The sequence below is a fragment of the Myxococcales bacterium genome, assembly GCA_016717005.1.
GTDB lineage: Bacteria > Myxococcota_A > Polyangia > Haliangiales > Haliangiaceae > UBA2376.
This window is the reverse complement of record JADJUF010000001.1, coordinates 467,329-483,336: the sequence shown is the minus strand read 5'-3', so window position 1 is coordinate 483,336 and position 16,008 is coordinate 467,329. Positions and strand designations below refer to the sequence as shown.

Sequence of the window (16,008 nt, the reverse complement as noted above, 5' to 3'; positions counted from 1 at the left end):
GCTCAGGCGGGCCAGGGCGGCGGCGCCGCCGGGTGGTCCTGGGCGTCGTCCGGCGCCAGCCACACCAGGCACTCGTCGGCGCGCACGCTGATCCCGAACGTCGGCACCGTGGTGATCAGCGGCAGGCGGTGCAGCCAGGCCTCGAGCCGCGCGCGCCGCAGGGCCAGCCGCGCCGACGGCAGCGGGTGGTAGAACCCGACCGCGCCGAGCTGGTCGGCGAGGGCGACGACCTGGTCTCGGACCGTGGTCGCGATCGGATGACGAAAGCACCCGGTCGGCGGCGGCCGGCGGGCGGGCCCGGCGCGGCCGACCACCTCGATCAGCTGCGGGGGGCGGTCGTCGAGGAAGTCGCCGACCGCGGTGGCCAGGTGCGCGCGCCCGTGGTCCCACCAGGCCAGGCCGCTGGCGGCGAGGGCGCCGCCCAGCGCCTCGGTCCAGCGGTCGTCGGCGGGCGCCGCCAGCGCGGCGAGCTGCGCGCTCGCGCGGCCGCGCTCGCTGTCACCCTCGAGCCAGGCCGCGTACAGGGCGCACGCGATCGGCCAGGTCGCCGGGCCGGTCGGCACCCGCGCGAGCACGTCGCGGAGCGGCGACGACGCCAGCGCCGGGCACGGCTGGCCCGGCGCGCGGACCCACCGCAGCAGCTCGTCGCGCCAGGCGCCAGGGCCGGTCGGCGCCGCGGCGGCGAGGATGGGCGACGACCTCGTCGGTCCGCCTGGCGCGATCGTGCGGGCAGGCGGCGGTGCGGCGGGCCCCGCCGTCGGCGGTGCGGCGAGCGACGGGCCGAGCGCCGCCGGTGCGGACGGCGCGGCGGGCCCCGCCGACGACAGTCCGGCGGGCGGCGCGTCGAGCGCCGGCGGTGCGGACGGCGCGGCGGGCCGCGGCGTCGACGGTGCGGCGAGCGGCGGGCTGAGCGCCGGCCGTGCGGACGGCGCGGCGGGCCCCGGCGTCGACGGTGCGGCGAGCGACGCGCTGCGCGCCGGCCCCGGCGGCGACGGTGCGGCGGACGGCGGCGACGGTGGCGCCGCGGTCGGGCCCGGCGTCCCCATCCCGGCCGGGATCGCGTTGCGCGCGGCCAGGCGATCGGACACCGTCTGGAACTTGCGCGGTGCCGGGGGCTTCGTCGGCGCGCTCGGCGCCGGCGTCGGGGACGGCGCCGCCGGGGCGTCGTCGGCGCGGTGGGCGGCGATCGGGCCCGGGCCCGCTGGGGCGTCCTCCTCGAGGTCCGGGGTCGCGCGCGGCGTCGACCAGGCCCGACCGCTGTCGCCGCCGAGGAGCTGGACGTGCAGGCGATCGCCGTCGATGGCGATCGCGTGGGCGCAGATCTCGCGGTCGGGCACCGGCGCCAGGGCGACGATCGGCCCGGCGGCGCTGACGAGCGGCTCGACGGTGCGCAGCGCCGCGTTGATCGCGACCGGCTCGGCGCCGACGGTGGCCACCAGCCACGACACCGCGCGATGCCCGCGCACGTCGCGCGGCGGGTGGGCGAGCGCGACCGTCGACAACCGGCCATCGGACAGCCGCGCGAGGGTCAACTCCGGCGCGGCGCCGGCGAGCCACAGCGCCGCGCTGCGCAGCGTCGCGCCGGCCTCGACGGTGTCGTCGGGCCAGGGCAGCGCCAGGCGGGCCTGCGGCGCGCGCGTCCCCGGATCCCAGATCTCGGTGCCGCGCTCGCCGAACGTGACCAGCTGGGCCGGATCGAGCCCGAACGCGCGCGCGAAGGCGGCCGGCGGGCGCAGCGGCAGCACCGCCAGGTTGCCGCCGGCGGTCTGCACCAGGAACGCCTGATCGCCGCGGTCGACCAGCGCGTAGGTGCCGGCGCCCGCGAGCAGCCGGGTCGGCGCGGCCAGCTCGATGCACGCGAGCGCGGTCAGGTCGGGCACCGACATCAGCGTGAGCAGGCTGGCCAGGCTGTCGCGGGCGTGGACCAGGACGGCGCTGCCGACGCTGACCAGGTGATCGCCGACGACCTCGGTCGACGCCACCGCGCGTCGGGTCGCGAGGGCATACGCGGTCAGGCGACCACCCGCGACGGCGACGAGGTGGCCGTCGGGTGTCGAGACAGCCTCGGCGAGCATCGCCGCCATCTTACGCCGGAACGATCCGCGGGTGGTCGCGCGGGCCGCCGGCGATCACGGCATGACGGGCGAGCGGGCCAGCGGCGTCTGGCACGCCGCGTCCAGGTACACCACGCCGTAGGTGTCGCCGGAGTCGTCGGCGTCGCCGGTCGCGGTGATCCAGCCCTCGCCGTTGCTGACCTGGATCTGCTCGATGCCGCCGATGGCCTCGTCGGAGTCGATCACGTCGGACAGCAGGTTGCCGCGCTCGTCGCGGTCGAAGCCGGCGTCCTTGTCGTAGAAGCGCAGGTACAGCGTCCGGCCGGTGACCGGGCGACCGTCGGCGGTGGCCCGGAAGCGCAGCGTCTTGCCCGACCAGCCCAGGCCCGACACGGTGATCTCGTGCTCGACGCGGCCGCGGTTGGTCCCCTGGGTCTCGGTGCGGCCGATCGGGACCTCGGTCGGCTCGAACGTGCCGAGCCGGGTCGGGGTCGCGTCGGGCTCCAGCCGCGACTCCTTCGCGAACAGCACCGCGTAGACGTCGCCGGCGTCATCCTCGGGCGAGGTGATCGTGCCGACGCCGCCGTCGACGAGCGTCACCAGGCGCGGGCCGCCGATCTTCTCGTCGGTGTCGTTGAGGCCAGCGCCGGCGTCGCTGGCGAGCGTGCCGGCGGTGTGGCCGCTGGCCGCGCGATCGAAGCCGAGATCCTTGTCGAAGAACTGCACCCACACCTGGGTCCCGGCCGGGGCCGGCCGGCCCTCGAGCGTGACCGTGAAGTTGAGGGTCGGGCCGTTCCACTCCGACGCGGCCAGGCGCGGCAGCCGCACGCGCTCGCCGCCGAAGACGTTGCCGCGCATGGCGCCGGCGATCTCGGCGGTGGACGTCGTGGTGCCGCCGTCCGACGTCATCGACTCGCCGGCCTTGCCGCGGCGCTCGGCGGCGCGCAGGTCCTGCTCGTAGTCGCCCATCATGCCGCGCCAGATCGGGGCGTAGTCCGGCGTCGCCAGGATCTCCGCCACCGCGGGCGCGGCGATCTGGAACGACGCCGGCTCGGGGGTGCCGGCGGCCGTGGTCAGCACCTCGCGCAGCGACGCGGCCGCGTCCTCGCCGATGATCGTCAGCTCGCGCCCGGTCATCGTGTCGTCGCCGTGGAAGCGCCCGCGCGTGGTCGGCAGGCCCGCGGATCCGGTGACCGCGTTGAGCGCGTCGTGCCAGTGCTTGCTGCGGTTGAGCCCCAGCTCGCCCTCGTCGAGGCCGCTCTCGGAGATGCGGTCGAGCGCGCGCGGCGCCATGTGCCCTGCGGCGAAGGTGTCGGCCAGGAAGTGGGCGGCGAAGCCCTCCTCGAGCATCGCCTGGCGGGCGTTGGCGCTGGCCAGCGCCTGGTTGCCGGCCTGGGCCGCGGCGAAGCTCGCCCGCGCCGCCCGCAGCGCCGACGCGTGGTGCGCGCGGTACTCGTTGCCGTTGAGCGGGAAGAAGTGGTTGATGTTGGTCTCGGCGCCCATGACCATCACCAGGAAGTCGTGGCCGATGGGATCGTCGTCGTGGTTCTCCCGCGCCAGCGCCGCCGGGTTCTTGTCGAAGTCGCCGCCGAACTCGTTGGCCGCGCCGAACGAGATGCTCTGGGGCAGGGCGACCGACGCGCCGCCCTCGGGGTCGGCGATGATCCGGTCGTTGGTCCGGACTCGGTTGACGCCGCGGCCTCGGCGCTCGAGCCCGACCAGCGTCGGGTCGGTCGAGTGGTGATCGCCCATCGCGTCGATCGAGCCGTCGGCGAAGTCGTGGTTGTCGAAGGTCTCGCCCGGGCGGGTCGGATGGAACTGCTGCCGCATCCGGTTGATCTCGCCAGCGCGGAAGTCGGCGTTGCCGGTCGCCAGCACCGCCGCGAGGTTGCCGACGGCGCGGTGCTCGTGCCCCGACCAGAACTGGACGGCCTGGCGTTGGACGCTGGTGCCGCCGCTGCCGCCGGGCCCGACCATGCTGTCGAGGATCGGCTCGGCCGAGCGACCGGCGACGACCGCGTCGGCGACGGCGTTGGCGTGCTGCTCGTAGGGATCGCCGGCCTCGCCGACGCCGCCCTTGAGCGACACGCCGGCGCGCTGCTGCACCACGTGCGCCGCCTCGTGCGCGGCGGTGTGCAGATCGGGGGTGCCCGCGAACGCGACGTCGCGGCCGGTGGCGTAGGCCTGCGCGCCGAGCGCGTGGCTGGCGGTCGAGGCGTCCCCGCCGACGTGCGCGCGCACGTCGCTCACGTCGTGCGCGCCGAACGCCGCGCCGATCTGGTCGCCGAACGGCAGCGGCCCGCCGCCGCCGGCGACGCCGTGGGCGGCGACCGCGTGGACGTCTTCGGTGGTGGCGGCGGCGGACGCCTGGCGCTGCACGGCGGCGCCGTACGAGTAGGCCTGGAAGCCGCCGGCGGGCGCCTCGCTCGGCGCCGGCGCGCTGGCGGGGGGCGGCTCGACAGGCGCGCGGCGGTGAGGCGGAGCCTCGAGGTCCTGGGCAGCGGTGGTCGCAGGAACAGGTACAGCTAGTTCAGTCACGACGACTCCAGCGCAGATTGACGCCCCATCATACGAGAGGATCGTGGCAAACCTCCCGCCCTACGATCCCGTCGCTGGTGTGGCCGATTGCCGCGTCGCGCGCGCCACCTCGGGCGCGGTTGTGGTCATGACAGCGCCGCGCGGATCACGGGCGCCAGCGCGGCGGCGCACCGGGGTGGTCGGCCGCGCCGGGCGCCGCCAGCCACACCAGGCACTCGCCCGCGCGCAAGGACACCGCGCTGACGTCCACCGAGGTCGCCAGCGGGAAGCCGCGGAGCCACGCCTCGAGGCGCCCGCGCTCGAGCGCCGCGCGGGCCGCGCGGGCCGGCGTCGATTCGGGCTCGCACCACGCGAGCACGCCGATCTGGTCGGCGAGGTCGAGCGCCGTCATCCGCGGCGTCCGGCCGACCTCGACGTCGAGGCGGAGCAGGCCCGGCCCGGGGGGACGCGGCGCGCCGCCGGTGATGACCTCGATGGCGCGTGGCGGACGCCCGTCGAGGAACTCGCCCACCGCGGCGGCGAGCTGGGCGCGCCCGCGGTCCCACACCACCAGCCCGTCGCGATCGAGCGCGCCCACGCCCAGCGCCTCGCGCCAGCGATCGTCGGCGGGCGCCGCGCGGGCCGCGAGCTCCGCGATCGCGATCCCGCGATCGCTGGCGCCGTCGAGCCAGGCCGCGTACAGCGTGCAGAGGATCGGCCAGGTCGCGGGGCCGTCGACGCGCTCATGGAGGAGCGCCAGCGGCGTGCCCCGCAACGCGGGCATCGGCCCCGACGGCGCCCGCGCCCACCCCAGCAGCGTGTCGCGCCAGTCGTCGTCGGTGGCCGCCGGTCCGCTGGTCATCGGAGGCGCGGGCGCGCCGGCGGGGCGCAGGGCCGCGCGTCGCGCGGGCACCGGCGTCGGCGCGGTCAGCGTCGGCGTCGGCGTCAGCGCTGTCGTCGTCGGCGGCAGCGCTGTCGTCGTCGGCGGCGCGGGCGCGACCAGCGGCGCGGGCGGACCCTCGGCCGCCGCGCGCGCGGGCGTCGGCGCGCGCCGCGCCGCCAGGCGGTCGCTGACCGTCTGGACGCGCGGGGCCTCCCGTGGCGCCTCGGCCGCCAGCGATGCGGGCAGGGATGGCTCGGCGCGCGGCGAGGGCCCTGCCGGCGCGGCCCCGGGGGGCGGCGGCGTCGCCCACGCTCGGCCGCCGTCGCCGCCGAGCAGGTGCGTGATCAGCCGGTCACCGTCGAGGACCACCGCGTAGGCGCTGCCGTCCCGATCGCGGACCGGCGCCAGGGTGAGCACGCGACCGAGGTGATCGAGCGGCTCGATCACCCGCAGCGCCAGGTTGATCGCGACCTGATCCGCGCCGATCTGGGCCACCAGCCACGACAGCATGCGGTGGCCGCGGACGTCCTTGGCCGGCGCGTCGAGGCGGAGCGACGTGACCCGCCCGTCGGACAGCCGGGCGACGCTGAGGCCCGGGCCCGCGCTGCTCATCCACAGCGCGCTGGCGCGCATCGCGACCCCGAACTGACGGACGTCGCTCGGCAGGGCCAGGCCGATCCGGGCCTGGGGCCGGCGCTCGGCCGCGTCCCAGGTCTCGGTCCCGCGTCGGCCGAAGGTCAGGAACTGATCGCCGTCGAGCCCGAACGCCGCGTCGAACGCCGCCGGCGGACGCAGCGGCACCACCGCCAGGTTGCCGCCGGTGGCCTGCACGACGAACGCCTGATCGCCGCGATCGACCAGCGCGAACGAGGCGTTCGCGCCGAGCAGGCGGGTCGGGGCGGCCAGCTCGACGCAGGAGATCGCCGTCAGGTCCGGCATCGAGACCAGCGTCAGCAGGCTGGCGAGGTTGTCGTGGGCGTGGACCAGCAGGTGGTTCCCGCACAACACGATCGCATCGCCGACGACCTCGGTCGACGCGACCGGGGCGCCACCGTCGAGCGCGTACAGGGTCAGCCGGCCGTCGGCCACGACCGCGACGTGGCCATCGGAGGTCGCGACCGCCTGGAGGGACATCGCCCTCGATACTACGACCACCGCCGCCGCCGCTCACGGGGCGCGGCGCGAGAAACGTCGCGGGCCGCGCTCAGTGGTGGTCGTGGTCGTGGTGGTCGTCGTGGTCGTCGTCGTGCTTCTGGTTCCACTCCTGCCCGCCCTGGCCCTGGCCGTGGGCGTTGTCGCCGTCGTCGTGGTCGCCGTGACGGTTGGTCCCGCCGGTGGTGTGCTCGTCGTTGGCCGCCTGCTGCATCGGCGGCAGGGACATCCGGTGCGCCAGCTCCTTCTTGATGTGCATGGCGTCCTCCTGGGCCTTGGCCGGGTCCTTGCCCGCGACCTGGCCGGTCAGCACGCCCATGAACGAGCTCTGCCACAGCCCGGTGCAGTCGGCCGGGTGCTGGTAGTAGTCCATCACGATCTTGGTGATCGGCGCCATGTCGTGCTTGCCGCCGCTCTTGGCGCTGGCGAGCTGGGTCTGGTACTCGGCCAGGATCGCGTTGGACGAGGTGTGCGCCAGCTGATCGGCCAGGGGCGCCATCCACGCGCCGTCGTGGCGGTGCTGGTGCTTGTGCGTGCCCTCCTCCGACTCGGGGCCGTTGACCTCGTTGGCGATGTCCTGGCCGGCGCCGCGCAGGCCCTCGATGACGCCGGTCTTCTTGCTCATGACCGCGTCGAAGCGGGCCTTGGCCTTGTCGATCAGCGACTGGCCGGCCTTCTTGGCGCCGCCGACCCGGTGGAAGAACTCGCCGACCTCCTCGATGATGCTGAACCGGTCCTCGGTGCCGTTCTGGTCGTCGTCGAAGTCCTTGGCGATGTCGGTGTGGGTCGGCTGGGTCATGCTCGACGCGCCAGTGCCGTCGTGGACCTCCGACGAGCCCAGCGCCTTGGCCAGGGCCGCGTTGATCTCGGCGGTGAGCTGCAGCATCGCCTGGTGGAACGCGTTCTCGAGGTGCTGGCGCAGCCACTCCTTCACCTCCGTCACCGCCTTCTCGACCAGCTCGGCGGCGTTGTCGCCGACGATCGGGATCATCTTGGCGAGGTTCGACAGCTTGAGGCCGGCGGAGGTGTCGTTGACGAACTTGAGCAGGCTGCGCAGGTTGCCGTGGGACAGATCGGACGCGGTCGTGCCCCAGGCCTTGGTGAAGTTGGCGACCGCCGCCTTGCGGGCCGCGGACTCGGCCTCGGTCTGGGCGGACTTGGCGTCGCCGGCGGCGACGTCGGCCGCGGCCTGCTTGTCGTCACCCCAGGCCGAGTGCCACGCGCCCTTGAGGTGGCCCCAGCCCTTCTCGGCGACCGACGCGACCTTGCCGTGGACCGACAGGCCGGCGCTGAGCCCGCCGCCGAGCGCGTCGACGGCCGACTGCACGCTCGCCATCTTGCCGCCGATCCACTCGCCGGCCTCGGTCGGCTTGAACTTGAAGTAGGTCGGGTTCGACTCGAGCCAGGTGACCAGCTTCTCGGCCTTTTCGCTGGCGCCCTTCTCGAACGGGTTCAGGCTGGTGAGCGCGATCCCCAGCTTCTCCTTGAGCGAGTGGATCGTGTCCTCGAGCGTGAAGGTGCCGGTGGCCATCACCTCCTTGCCGCCCTTGGTCGTCATGTTGTTCGGGTCGGTCGCGCCGCCGCTCTTCTTGTGGACGAAGCTGTTGAGGTGGTGCGCGGTCTTCTTGGGATCGGCCAGCGACGGCTCGAGCTGCGACAGCTGCAGGGTGTCGACGAACGACTTGCCCTGGCCCTCCTTGGTGACCGCGTTGCCCGAGAACTTCGAGTCGATCAGGATGTTGATCGCGATCTCGCAGAAGTTCGAGTGCGCGTAGTAGTCCTGCATGATGTGCAGGGACTCGCCGGCGTAGCGCAGCGCGCGGTCGTAGTTGGCGGACTTCTCGGTCGACGACCCGGGCTTGGCCGCCAGGGTCAGGCCGTCGTCGAGGTGCTTGATCAGCTGGGTCCGGCTGGTCTGCATGTAGACCGGGATGCCGGACTCGTCGACCTTGAACGCGTCCATCTTCTCGTCGGGGTTGGCCAGCTCGTTCTTCTTGCCGGCCGCCTCGTCCGCGGCCATCTTGGCCTTCATCGTCTCGAACTGGGCCTTGTAGCGCGAGTCGACCTCGGCGTACGCGGTGGTCCCCGAGCCGGCGTTGTGCATGTCGCCGGCGCTGCTGTTCTGGGCGTTGACGTCGGCGCCGGTGAGGCCGCCCGGGTTGTCGATGTGCTCGACCGGATCGTAGGTGCCGAACTCCTTGACCCCGGCCTGGCCCGGGCTCGCGCCAGGCTTGGCGCCCTCCTGCCCGCCGATCGGATAGCCGAAATGCAGCGTGTGCATCAGGTCCATCGCCGAGAACACGATCGGCCCGCCCGCGGCGCCGAGCTTCTCGCGCACCGTCGGGATCAGGAGCTGGTTCATGTCCCGGTTCCAGTTGCCCGAGTAGATCATCTTGGCGTCGTCCTTGTTGAACCCGACCTTCTCGGCTTCCTGCCGGGTCTGGTTCTCGTGGACGATGTCGTCTTTGCTCTTGGCCGTCGCGCCGAAGCCGCGCACCGCCAGCGGCGCGCGCTGGACCTGGTAGCTCGAGCCCGACAGCGCCGCCGCGGCGCCGCGATCGGCGTCGACCTCGAGCGCGTCGCTGGCGTCGGTGGCGGTGCCGACCTCGACCTTGCCGTGGACGCCGCCGGCGCGCTCGCCGCCGGTCTGCGCGACGTGGGCGAGCTCGTGCATCATGACGTGGGAGCCGTGGCTCGGTGCCGGTGTCGAGCGCGCTCGACTTGCCGAACACGTCGCCGCCGTACGAGAACGCCTGGAAGCCCTTCGACTCGGCCATCGCGCCCGACTCGGCGTCGGTGTGGACCTTGACCCCGCTCAGGTCCTGCCCGTACGCGGCCGACGCGTGGGAGGCGACGTCAGACGGGAGGGCGGAGCCTCCACCGCCCGAGAGCTTCTGGTCGAGCTGGTTCTCGAAGGTGGGCTGGGCAGGGGCGGCGGCGGGAGCTTCGGCGATGTGGGACACGGGGCCTCCGGATCGTAATACGAGGATCGACGGACCGATCTTCCTTGGTCAGGCGTCGCCGAGCCGGCGGGTCGCCTGGGCGACGAGCCCCGGCGTGTCGGTGTCGCCGAAGCGCTCCGCTGACATGATCATCTTCGCCGCTTCGTGGCACATGACGTCGTCGACCAGCATCGGCAGCGCGCGAGCGAAGCCTGCGACGAGTCCGGGTGGCGAGGTCTGCTGCCACATCGACAGGGCGGTCATGACGTTGGCGCGGTCGTCGGCGAGCAGGAACTCCGCGTCTGTTTTGGTTCGACCGCACCAGGTGGCGATCGCCGACACGAACCGCTCCGACATCGCGCGCGCCGCGGGCGCGGTCGGCTCGGGCCTGGCCTGGAAGTCTGCGACCGTCGGCAGGACCCGCCGGGCGTCCCGCGCGAGCCGCAGGCGCCCCGCGGCCAACAGGCGATCGAGCGCCGCCGCGACGAGGTCCTCGGGCAGGTGCGCGACCGCGGGGACGAGCGCGCGCGGCGCACCTTCCCACGGGTCGAAGTACGCGGTCGCGGCCAGCACGGTCGCGTCGTCATCGGTGACCGGGACGATCGGCGCCGGTGCCGGCGCGTCGAGGCGCCGGCCCCAGGCCGTGTCGGCGTCGATCTCGCGCGGCGCCAGCAGCACCGCCGACCAGCCGTCGGGCGGGCGGATCCGCGCGAGCAGCCCCGGGTCGGCCTGGACCCGCGCGTCGACCACGATCACGCCGCCCGGCGCCGCGGCCAGGACGCCGCGGGCGAGGGCGACGAGGGTCTGGGGCCGCACACCCGGCGGCGACGGTGTGCCGAGCTGGCGGGCGATCTCCCGCAGCGCCTCGGGCGCGCGCCACGGCACCCCCGGCACCAGGTAGGCGCGCGGCGCGGCCAGGGCCGCCACCAACGTGAGCGCCGCGGTGCGGCGGCCGCTGCCATCGGCGCCGGCGAGCGTGACCGCGCCGCCGTCGCGCAGCGCCGCCGCGGCCGCGCCGGCGAGGTCCCGCACCGCCGCGGACGCGGGCGGCGCAGGTGGACAATCGACCCAGGTCAACGGGGCATCGTCGAGCATGCGGCGGACTATACGCCCGGGCCGACGGGAACCGGGGCCGGACGGCGACTTGCGGCGGCCCCGCGGTCGATCCACGATGCGCGCCATGAAGCGAACGATGTGGATGGCCGCGATCGTGCTGTGTACGGGCGTCGCCTGCGAGAAGTCCAAGGGCACCACCGAGGAGGCGCCGATCCAGCGGGGCTCGACGCCCAAGCCGCTGCCGCCGCCGCCGCCGCCCACCGCGGTCGAGCCGCCGCCGGTCACGCCGCCGGCGCCGATCGCCGGCGATCCCCACGGCGACCACGGCGCCGCCGACGGCGCCGACCCCCACGGCACCGCGCCCGGCAGCACCGCGCCCGCGCCGCCCCCGGCCACGGTCGGCGGCGCGCCCGACACCGTGCGCCCGCCGGTCGCCGCGGATCTGGCCACGTACCTGAAGTCGGTGCGCGGCAAGGGCACGCTGCGGACCGTGATCGAGACCTCGCTCGGCACGTTCCACTGCGCGCTCTACGAGAAGGAGGCGCCGATCACCGTCGCCAACTTCGTCGGGCTCGCCACCGGTCAGAAGCCGTGGACCAACCCGAAGACCGACGCGACGATGACGAACACGCCGTTCTTCAACGGCCTCGTCTTCCACCGCGTGATCCCGGGCTTCATGGTCCAGGGCGGCGATCCGCTCGGCAAGGGCATCGGCGGCCCCGGCTACAACTTCGACGACGAGATCGCGCCGAACCTGAAGATGGACGCGCCGGGCCTGCTCGCGATGGCCAACGCCGGCCCGGGCACCAACGGCAGCCAGTTCTTCATCACCGAGGCCGCCGCCCCCTGGCTCACCGGCAAGCACACGATCTTCGGCAAGTGCGACGAGACCGACCTGGTCAAGAAGATCACCAGCGTCCCGCGCGATCCTGGCGATCGTCCGACGACGCCGGTGACGATCACGCGCGTCACGTTCCTGCGCAAGTAGCGCGCCCGATCCGGATCCGGATCCCGATCCGGATCCCGATCCCGATCCCGATCCCGATCCCGATCCCGATCCCGATCCCGATCCGGATCCCCGATCCCGATCCCGATCCCCGTCGCACGCGCCTGCAGGCCGACCAGGCCCGACCAGGTGACGATCACGCGCGTCAGGATCCTGCGCGAGTCGCGCGCCCGATCACGGCCCGGTCACGATCGGGTCGCACGCGCCGCTGGAGGTGCCGAACGGGGGCTTCAGGCACGGCGCGCACTTCATGCCCTCGGCGCAGCCGTCGCGGCCGATCAAGAAGTTGGCGACGTCAGGCAGGCAGTCGGGCAGGCAGCGGCCCTCGGCGTACTGCGCGCCGAACAGCCCCTGGATCAGGCCGGTCTCGCACGTGACCGCGACGAAGCCAGGCTCGAGGAACACGTTGGGCGCGCACACCATCGCCGGATCGGCGCAGGTGTCCTGCCCCAGCCGATCGGCGTTCGCGCCCGCGGCCGAGGTCGGCACGCAGGTGCCGCGCCCGTCGCAGCACGCCGGCAGGCCCATCGGCCCCTCGGTCGGCCCCGGGTCGCACGACAGGTGGCACGCGCCGGTGTCGCTCTGATCGAGCGGGTTGAAGCACGGCGCGCACAGCTCGTTGGCGGCGCACGTCCCCTGGGCCAGCAGGTCGGCCTGGCCCTCGATCTCCGGCAGCGCCCGCGACAGGCACCGGCCCTCGACGCCCGCGACCGAGGCGCAGGTCGGCGGCACGTAGTTGCCGCCGGTGCGGATGAAGTCGTCGGGGACGCACTTGGCGTCGGTGCCCGGACAGTCGGCCAGGCGACCGCGCATCTCGTCGGGCACGAGCACCGTCGACAGGCAGTGCGCGTCGGGCGCGCACGCCGTCAGGCTCGACGGGTCGATCAGATCGGGGCCGGTGTGCGGGCACGCGCCCGAGCCGAAGCCGCCCTCGCAGGTGTAGCGGAGCTGGCAGGCGCCGCTGTCCTGGCCGTCGAGCGGGTTGACGCACGGCACGCACCGCTCGTCGTCATCGCAGCCGTCCTGCGGCAGGATCCCCCACACCTCCTGGACCTGGGGGATGCAGCCCGACAGGCACACGCCCTCGGCCCCCTGGATCGAGGTGCACACCTTGGGCTCGTACACGCCGCCGGTGGCGATGAACGGGTCGGGCACGCACGCGCCGCCGCCGGCGCACGCGGCGAAGCGATCGCGCAGGACGCCCGGCACCGCGTCGCTCGGCAGGCAGTGGGCGCCGCCGACGAAGTCGGTGCAGCACGCCGGCAGGCTGTCGGGATCCTGCGGCGCGCCGAACGGGCCGTCACACGCGGGGACGGGGTACTGCTCGTCGTCGCCGCCCGGGGGCGTGCCAGGGAGCCCGCCGACGTCACCGACCTGGCAGGCGACCGAGCCGAGCGTGACAGAGAGGATCGACAGGATGGCGAGGCGCATGGGCTGAGGTAGTTCAAGCTGCGCGCCAGTCCCACTCGCACCCAGGTTCTCGGCAGTTGGCTGCGATCTCGCGTGATCGCTTCCGGACAGCGTGGCCGCGAACCCGACGCGGGGCTTTCGCAGGTGTCCGCGCCGTGACGTGGACGCCGACCGAGGAGACCTCCCCCGGGCATCGCTCGCCGCTCGCGCTGGCGCGCACCCGCCGGCGGATGGCCGTGATGATCGCGTTCGCCTTGATCTACGCGGTCGCGCTGCTGGTGGTGGCGCTGCGCGCCGCCGACCGGGGCTTCTTCGTCTACCAGGGCGGGACCGTGGTCGTGGTGGATCCCGACTCCGCGGCCGCGCGGGCCGGCCTCCGGGTCGGCGATCGGATCACCGCGATCGACGGCCACGCCACCGACGACGTGTTCACCCGCTCCGCGCGGGTCGCGGCGATCAGCCCGGGCCAGGCGGTCACCTTGACCGTCGCGCGTGCGTCCGGTGCCGGCATGGTGACCTTCACGGCGCCCCGCCGGCTGCCGCTGGCGTCGGCGGCCGGGGTCGTGCTGGCGCTGGTGATGCTGGCGCTGGCGCTGGTCGCCGACCGCGGCCGCGGCCACGACCTCCCGCAGCAGTTCCTGCGCTCGACGGTGATCTACGTGGTGTTCCTGGCCGGCGCGTTCGCGCTCGACGTCACCGTCGCGCACCTGCCGCTGGCGGTGCCCTGGATGTTCGCCATGTGCCTCGCGGCGCCGGCGACGTGCCACTTCATGCTGCGGTTCCCGGCCGGGCGCAAGACCCTGACCCGCGCCGAGACCGCGGCGATCTACGGCCCGCCGATCGCGCTCGCGACGGTGCTCGCGATCAACCACGCGCTGTTCTCGCTGGCGATCGATCTCCCGGCCCGCCGCGTCATCACCACGTGGGGCGGCGGCGTCGCCGGCGCGATGGCCCCGACGTACCTGCTGATCGGTGCGATCGCGCGCGGGCGCCGGCTCCGGGCCCAGCGCGCGCACATCGACGCGGTCGCCGCGGGCTGGCTGCACCTCGGCGGCGTCGTGATGGTGGCGCCGCTGATCGTCGGGGTGATCGCCGCGGTCCGTGGCGCCGACGCGTTCCTCGCCGGCGGCTTCCGCCCGTACGTCGCCGTCGCGATGGTCGGCGGCTCGGCGTGCGTCGTGCTGGCGATGACCCGCGTGCCGTTCGGCGAGCTCGATCGCCTGTGGCGGCGGTCGAGCGGCTACCTGCTGGCGACGCTCCTCGCCGCGGGGCTCTACCTGGTGGTGATCGGCCTGCTCGGCGGGGTCGCGACCTGGATCGGCGGCGGCGTCCAGACCACGCTGGCGGCGACCTTGACCGCCGCGGTGGTGTTCGGGCCGCTGCGGGTGCGGGTCCAGCGCATCGTCGACGATCGCTTCGCGCGCGATCGCAGCCGGGCCCGGGCGCTCCTGCGCCAGGCGGCCGAGGCCGCGGTGGCGACGCTCGACGAGGACGTCCTGACCCAGGGCTTCGTCGAGCGCGTCCGCCAGGCGCTGTCCGCCAGCGGCGTCGCGCTGTACGTGCGCGGCGCCGACGGGTGGCGCGCGGCGACGCGCAGCGGCCCGGCCGAGCTGCCGGCCGTGCCCGACGACGACGGCCAGGTCGCCCTCGACGCCACCGTCGCGGCCCGGGCCGCGTGCGAGCTGCCCGGCGGGGCCACCGCGGTGCCGGTGCCGGTCGCGGGCCGGGCCCCGGTCGTGGTCGTCGTGGTGCCGCGCGGCGACGGCCGCCTCGACGACGAGCCGCGCGAGCTGCTGTCGACCGCGGCCGCCAGCCTGGCGATCGCGCTCGCCAACGCCCGGGCCCACGCCGAGCTGCGCGAGCTGACCGAGCGGCTGCGGCGCGAGGTCGAGGTCGCCGAGCGTCGGCGCAAGGAGATCGCGCGCCTCAAGGAGCGCCTCGAGGAGGAGAACCGGGCGCTGATCGGCGAGCTGGCGGCGCGCACCGGCAAGGCGCCGGTGATCGGCGCCGGCCTGGCGGCCACGTTCGAGCTGGTCGCCAAGGTCGCGCGGGCCGACGCCACCGTGCTGGTGCGCGGCGAGACCGGCGTCGGCAAGGAGCTGATCGCGCGGGCCATCCACGCGGCGTCGCCGCGGCGCTCGGGGCCGTTCGTCGTGGTCGACTGCGGCGCGATCGCCGCCGGCCTGGTCGAGTCGGCGCTGTTCGGCCACGCCAAGGGCGCGTTCACCGGCGCGGTCCGGGCCGCCGCCGGGGCGTTCCGCGCCGCCCACGGCGGCACGGTCTTCCTCGACGAGCTGGGCGAGCTGCCGCTCGAGCTGCAGCCCAAGCTCCTGCGCGTGCTCCAGGAGCGCGAGGTCCAGCCGCTCGGCGCCGACGGCCCGGTCGCGATCGACGTCCGGGTCGTGTGCGGCACCAACCGCGAGCTCGAGCACGAGGTCGCGGCCGGGCGGTTCCGCGAGGATCTGCTCTACCGCCTCAAGGTCGTCGAGATCGCGGTGCCGCCGCTGCGGGCGCGCAAGGCCGACGTCCCGGCCCTGGCCGATCACTTCCTGGCGCGGCTGGCGGCGCGCACCGGCGCGGCCCCCAAGCGGCTGGCGCCCGACGCGCTGGCGCTGATGCTCGATCACGACTGGCCCGGCAACGTGCGCGAGCTCGAGCACGCGATCGAGGCGGCCGCGGTCTACGGCGAGGGCGACGAGCTCGTCGCGCGCGATCTGCCGATCGCGGGCAAGGTGTTCCGCCGGCGGGCCGAGCACGCGCTCGACAGCGCCGCGGTCGTCAGCGACGGCGCGCCCCGGGCCGGGCTGCGCGAGACCCTCGAGGATCTCGAGCGCGGGCGCCTGGCCGAGGTGCTGAGCAGCTGCGCCGGCAACCGCAGCCGCGCCGCCAAGGCCCTGGGCATGTCGCGGGGCGCGCTCTTGCGGCGGCTCAAGCGCTACAACCTGGCCGAGGGCGAGGGCGCCGATCACCCGGCGTGATCGCGATCGC

General features: G+C 74.8%; 8 protein-coding genes and 1 pseudogene. 2 read left to right on the top strand and 7 right to left on the bottom strand.

Features of this window, described 5'->3' with window-relative positions:
- Positions 1 to 2: 2 nt before the first annotated feature.
- From IPL61_02050 to IPL61_02025, 6 genes and pseudogenes are all read right to left on the bottom strand, one after another.
- Complete coding sequence (locus tag IPL61_02050; GenBank protein MBK9030115.1) at positions 3 to 2,075, bottom strand: hypothetical protein; 2,073 nt, start codon at positions 2,073 to 2,075, stop codon at positions 3 to 5.
- 54 nt (positions 2,076 to 2,129) lie between these two features.
- Positions 2,130 to 4,433, bottom strand: coding sequence for a DUF4157 domain-containing protein (locus IPL61_02045; GenBank protein MBK9030114.1), 2,304 nt, complete (start codon positions 4,431 to 4,433; stop codon positions 2,130 to 2,132).
- Positions 4,434 to 4,737: 304 nt separating this feature from the next.
- Positions 4,738 to 6,588, bottom strand: coding sequence for a hypothetical protein (locus IPL61_02040; GenBank protein MBK9030113.1), 1,851 nt, complete (start codon positions 6,586 to 6,588; stop codon positions 4,738 to 4,740).
- A gap of 70 nt (positions 6,589 to 6,658) precedes the next feature.
- Complete coding sequence (locus tag IPL61_02035) at positions 6,659 to 9,283, bottom strand: hypothetical protein (GenBank protein MBK9030112.1); 2,625 nt, start codon at positions 9,281 to 9,283, stop codon at positions 6,659 to 6,661.
- A gap of 37 nt (positions 9,284 to 9,320) precedes the next feature.
- A pseudogene (locus IPL61_02030) lies at positions 9,321 to 9,608 on the bottom strand (DUF4157 domain-containing protein).
- 9 nt (positions 9,609 to 9,617) lie between these two features.
- Entirely contained in the window at positions 9,618 to 10,643 is a 1,026-nt protein-coding gene (locus IPL61_02025; GenBank protein ID MBK9030111.1) for a hypothetical protein, read from the bottom strand.
- Between the two features lie 259 nt (positions 10,644 to 10,902).
- Between IPL61_02025 and IPL61_02020 the strand changes: the two genes are divergently transcribed.
- Complete coding sequence (locus IPL61_02020; protein MBK9030110.1) at positions 10,903 to 11,592, top strand: peptidylprolyl isomerase; 690 nt, start codon at positions 10,903 to 10,905, stop codon at positions 11,590 to 11,592.
- Positions 11,593 to 11,784: 192 nt separating this feature from the next.
- Here IPL61_02020 and IPL61_02015 read toward each other — a convergent pair whose 3' ends face one another.
- Complete coding sequence (locus IPL61_02015) at positions 11,785 to 13,041, bottom strand: hypothetical protein (GenBank protein MBK9030109.1); 1,257 nt, start codon at positions 13,039 to 13,041, stop codon at positions 11,785 to 11,787.
- A 134-nt stretch (positions 13,042 to 13,175) separates the two neighbouring features.
- On the opposite strand from IPL61_02015, the gene IPL61_02010 reads away from it, so the two are divergent.
- Positions 13,176 to 15,998: a sigma 54-interacting transcriptional regulator gene (locus IPL61_02010; GenBank protein MBK9030108.1), complete on the top strand. Its 2,823-nt coding sequence runs from the start codon at positions 13,176 to 13,178 to the stop codon at positions 15,996 to 15,998.
- Positions 15,999 to 16,008: the final 10 nt, after the last annotated feature.

Coding starts and splice junctions, on each gene's coding strand:
- IPL61_02035 (MBK9030112.1), bottom strand. CDS start 9,283: ATGATGCACGAGCTCGCCCACGTCGCGCAGACCGGCGGCGAGCGCGCC.
- IPL61_02025 (MBK9030111.1), bottom strand. CDS start 10,643: ATGCTCGACGATGCCCCGTTGACCTGGGTCGATTGTCCACCTGCGCCG.
- IPL61_02050 (MBK9030115.1), bottom strand. CDS start 2,075: ATGCTCGCCGAGGCTGTCTCGACACCCGACGGCCACCTCGTCGCCGTC.
- IPL61_02040 (MBK9030113.1), bottom strand. CDS start 6,588: ATGTCCCTCCAGGCGGTCGCGACCTCCGATGGCCACGTCGCGGTCGTG.
- IPL61_02015 (MBK9030109.1), bottom strand. CDS start 13,041: ATGCGCCTCGCCATCCTGTCGATCCTCTCTGTCACGCTCGGCTCGGTC.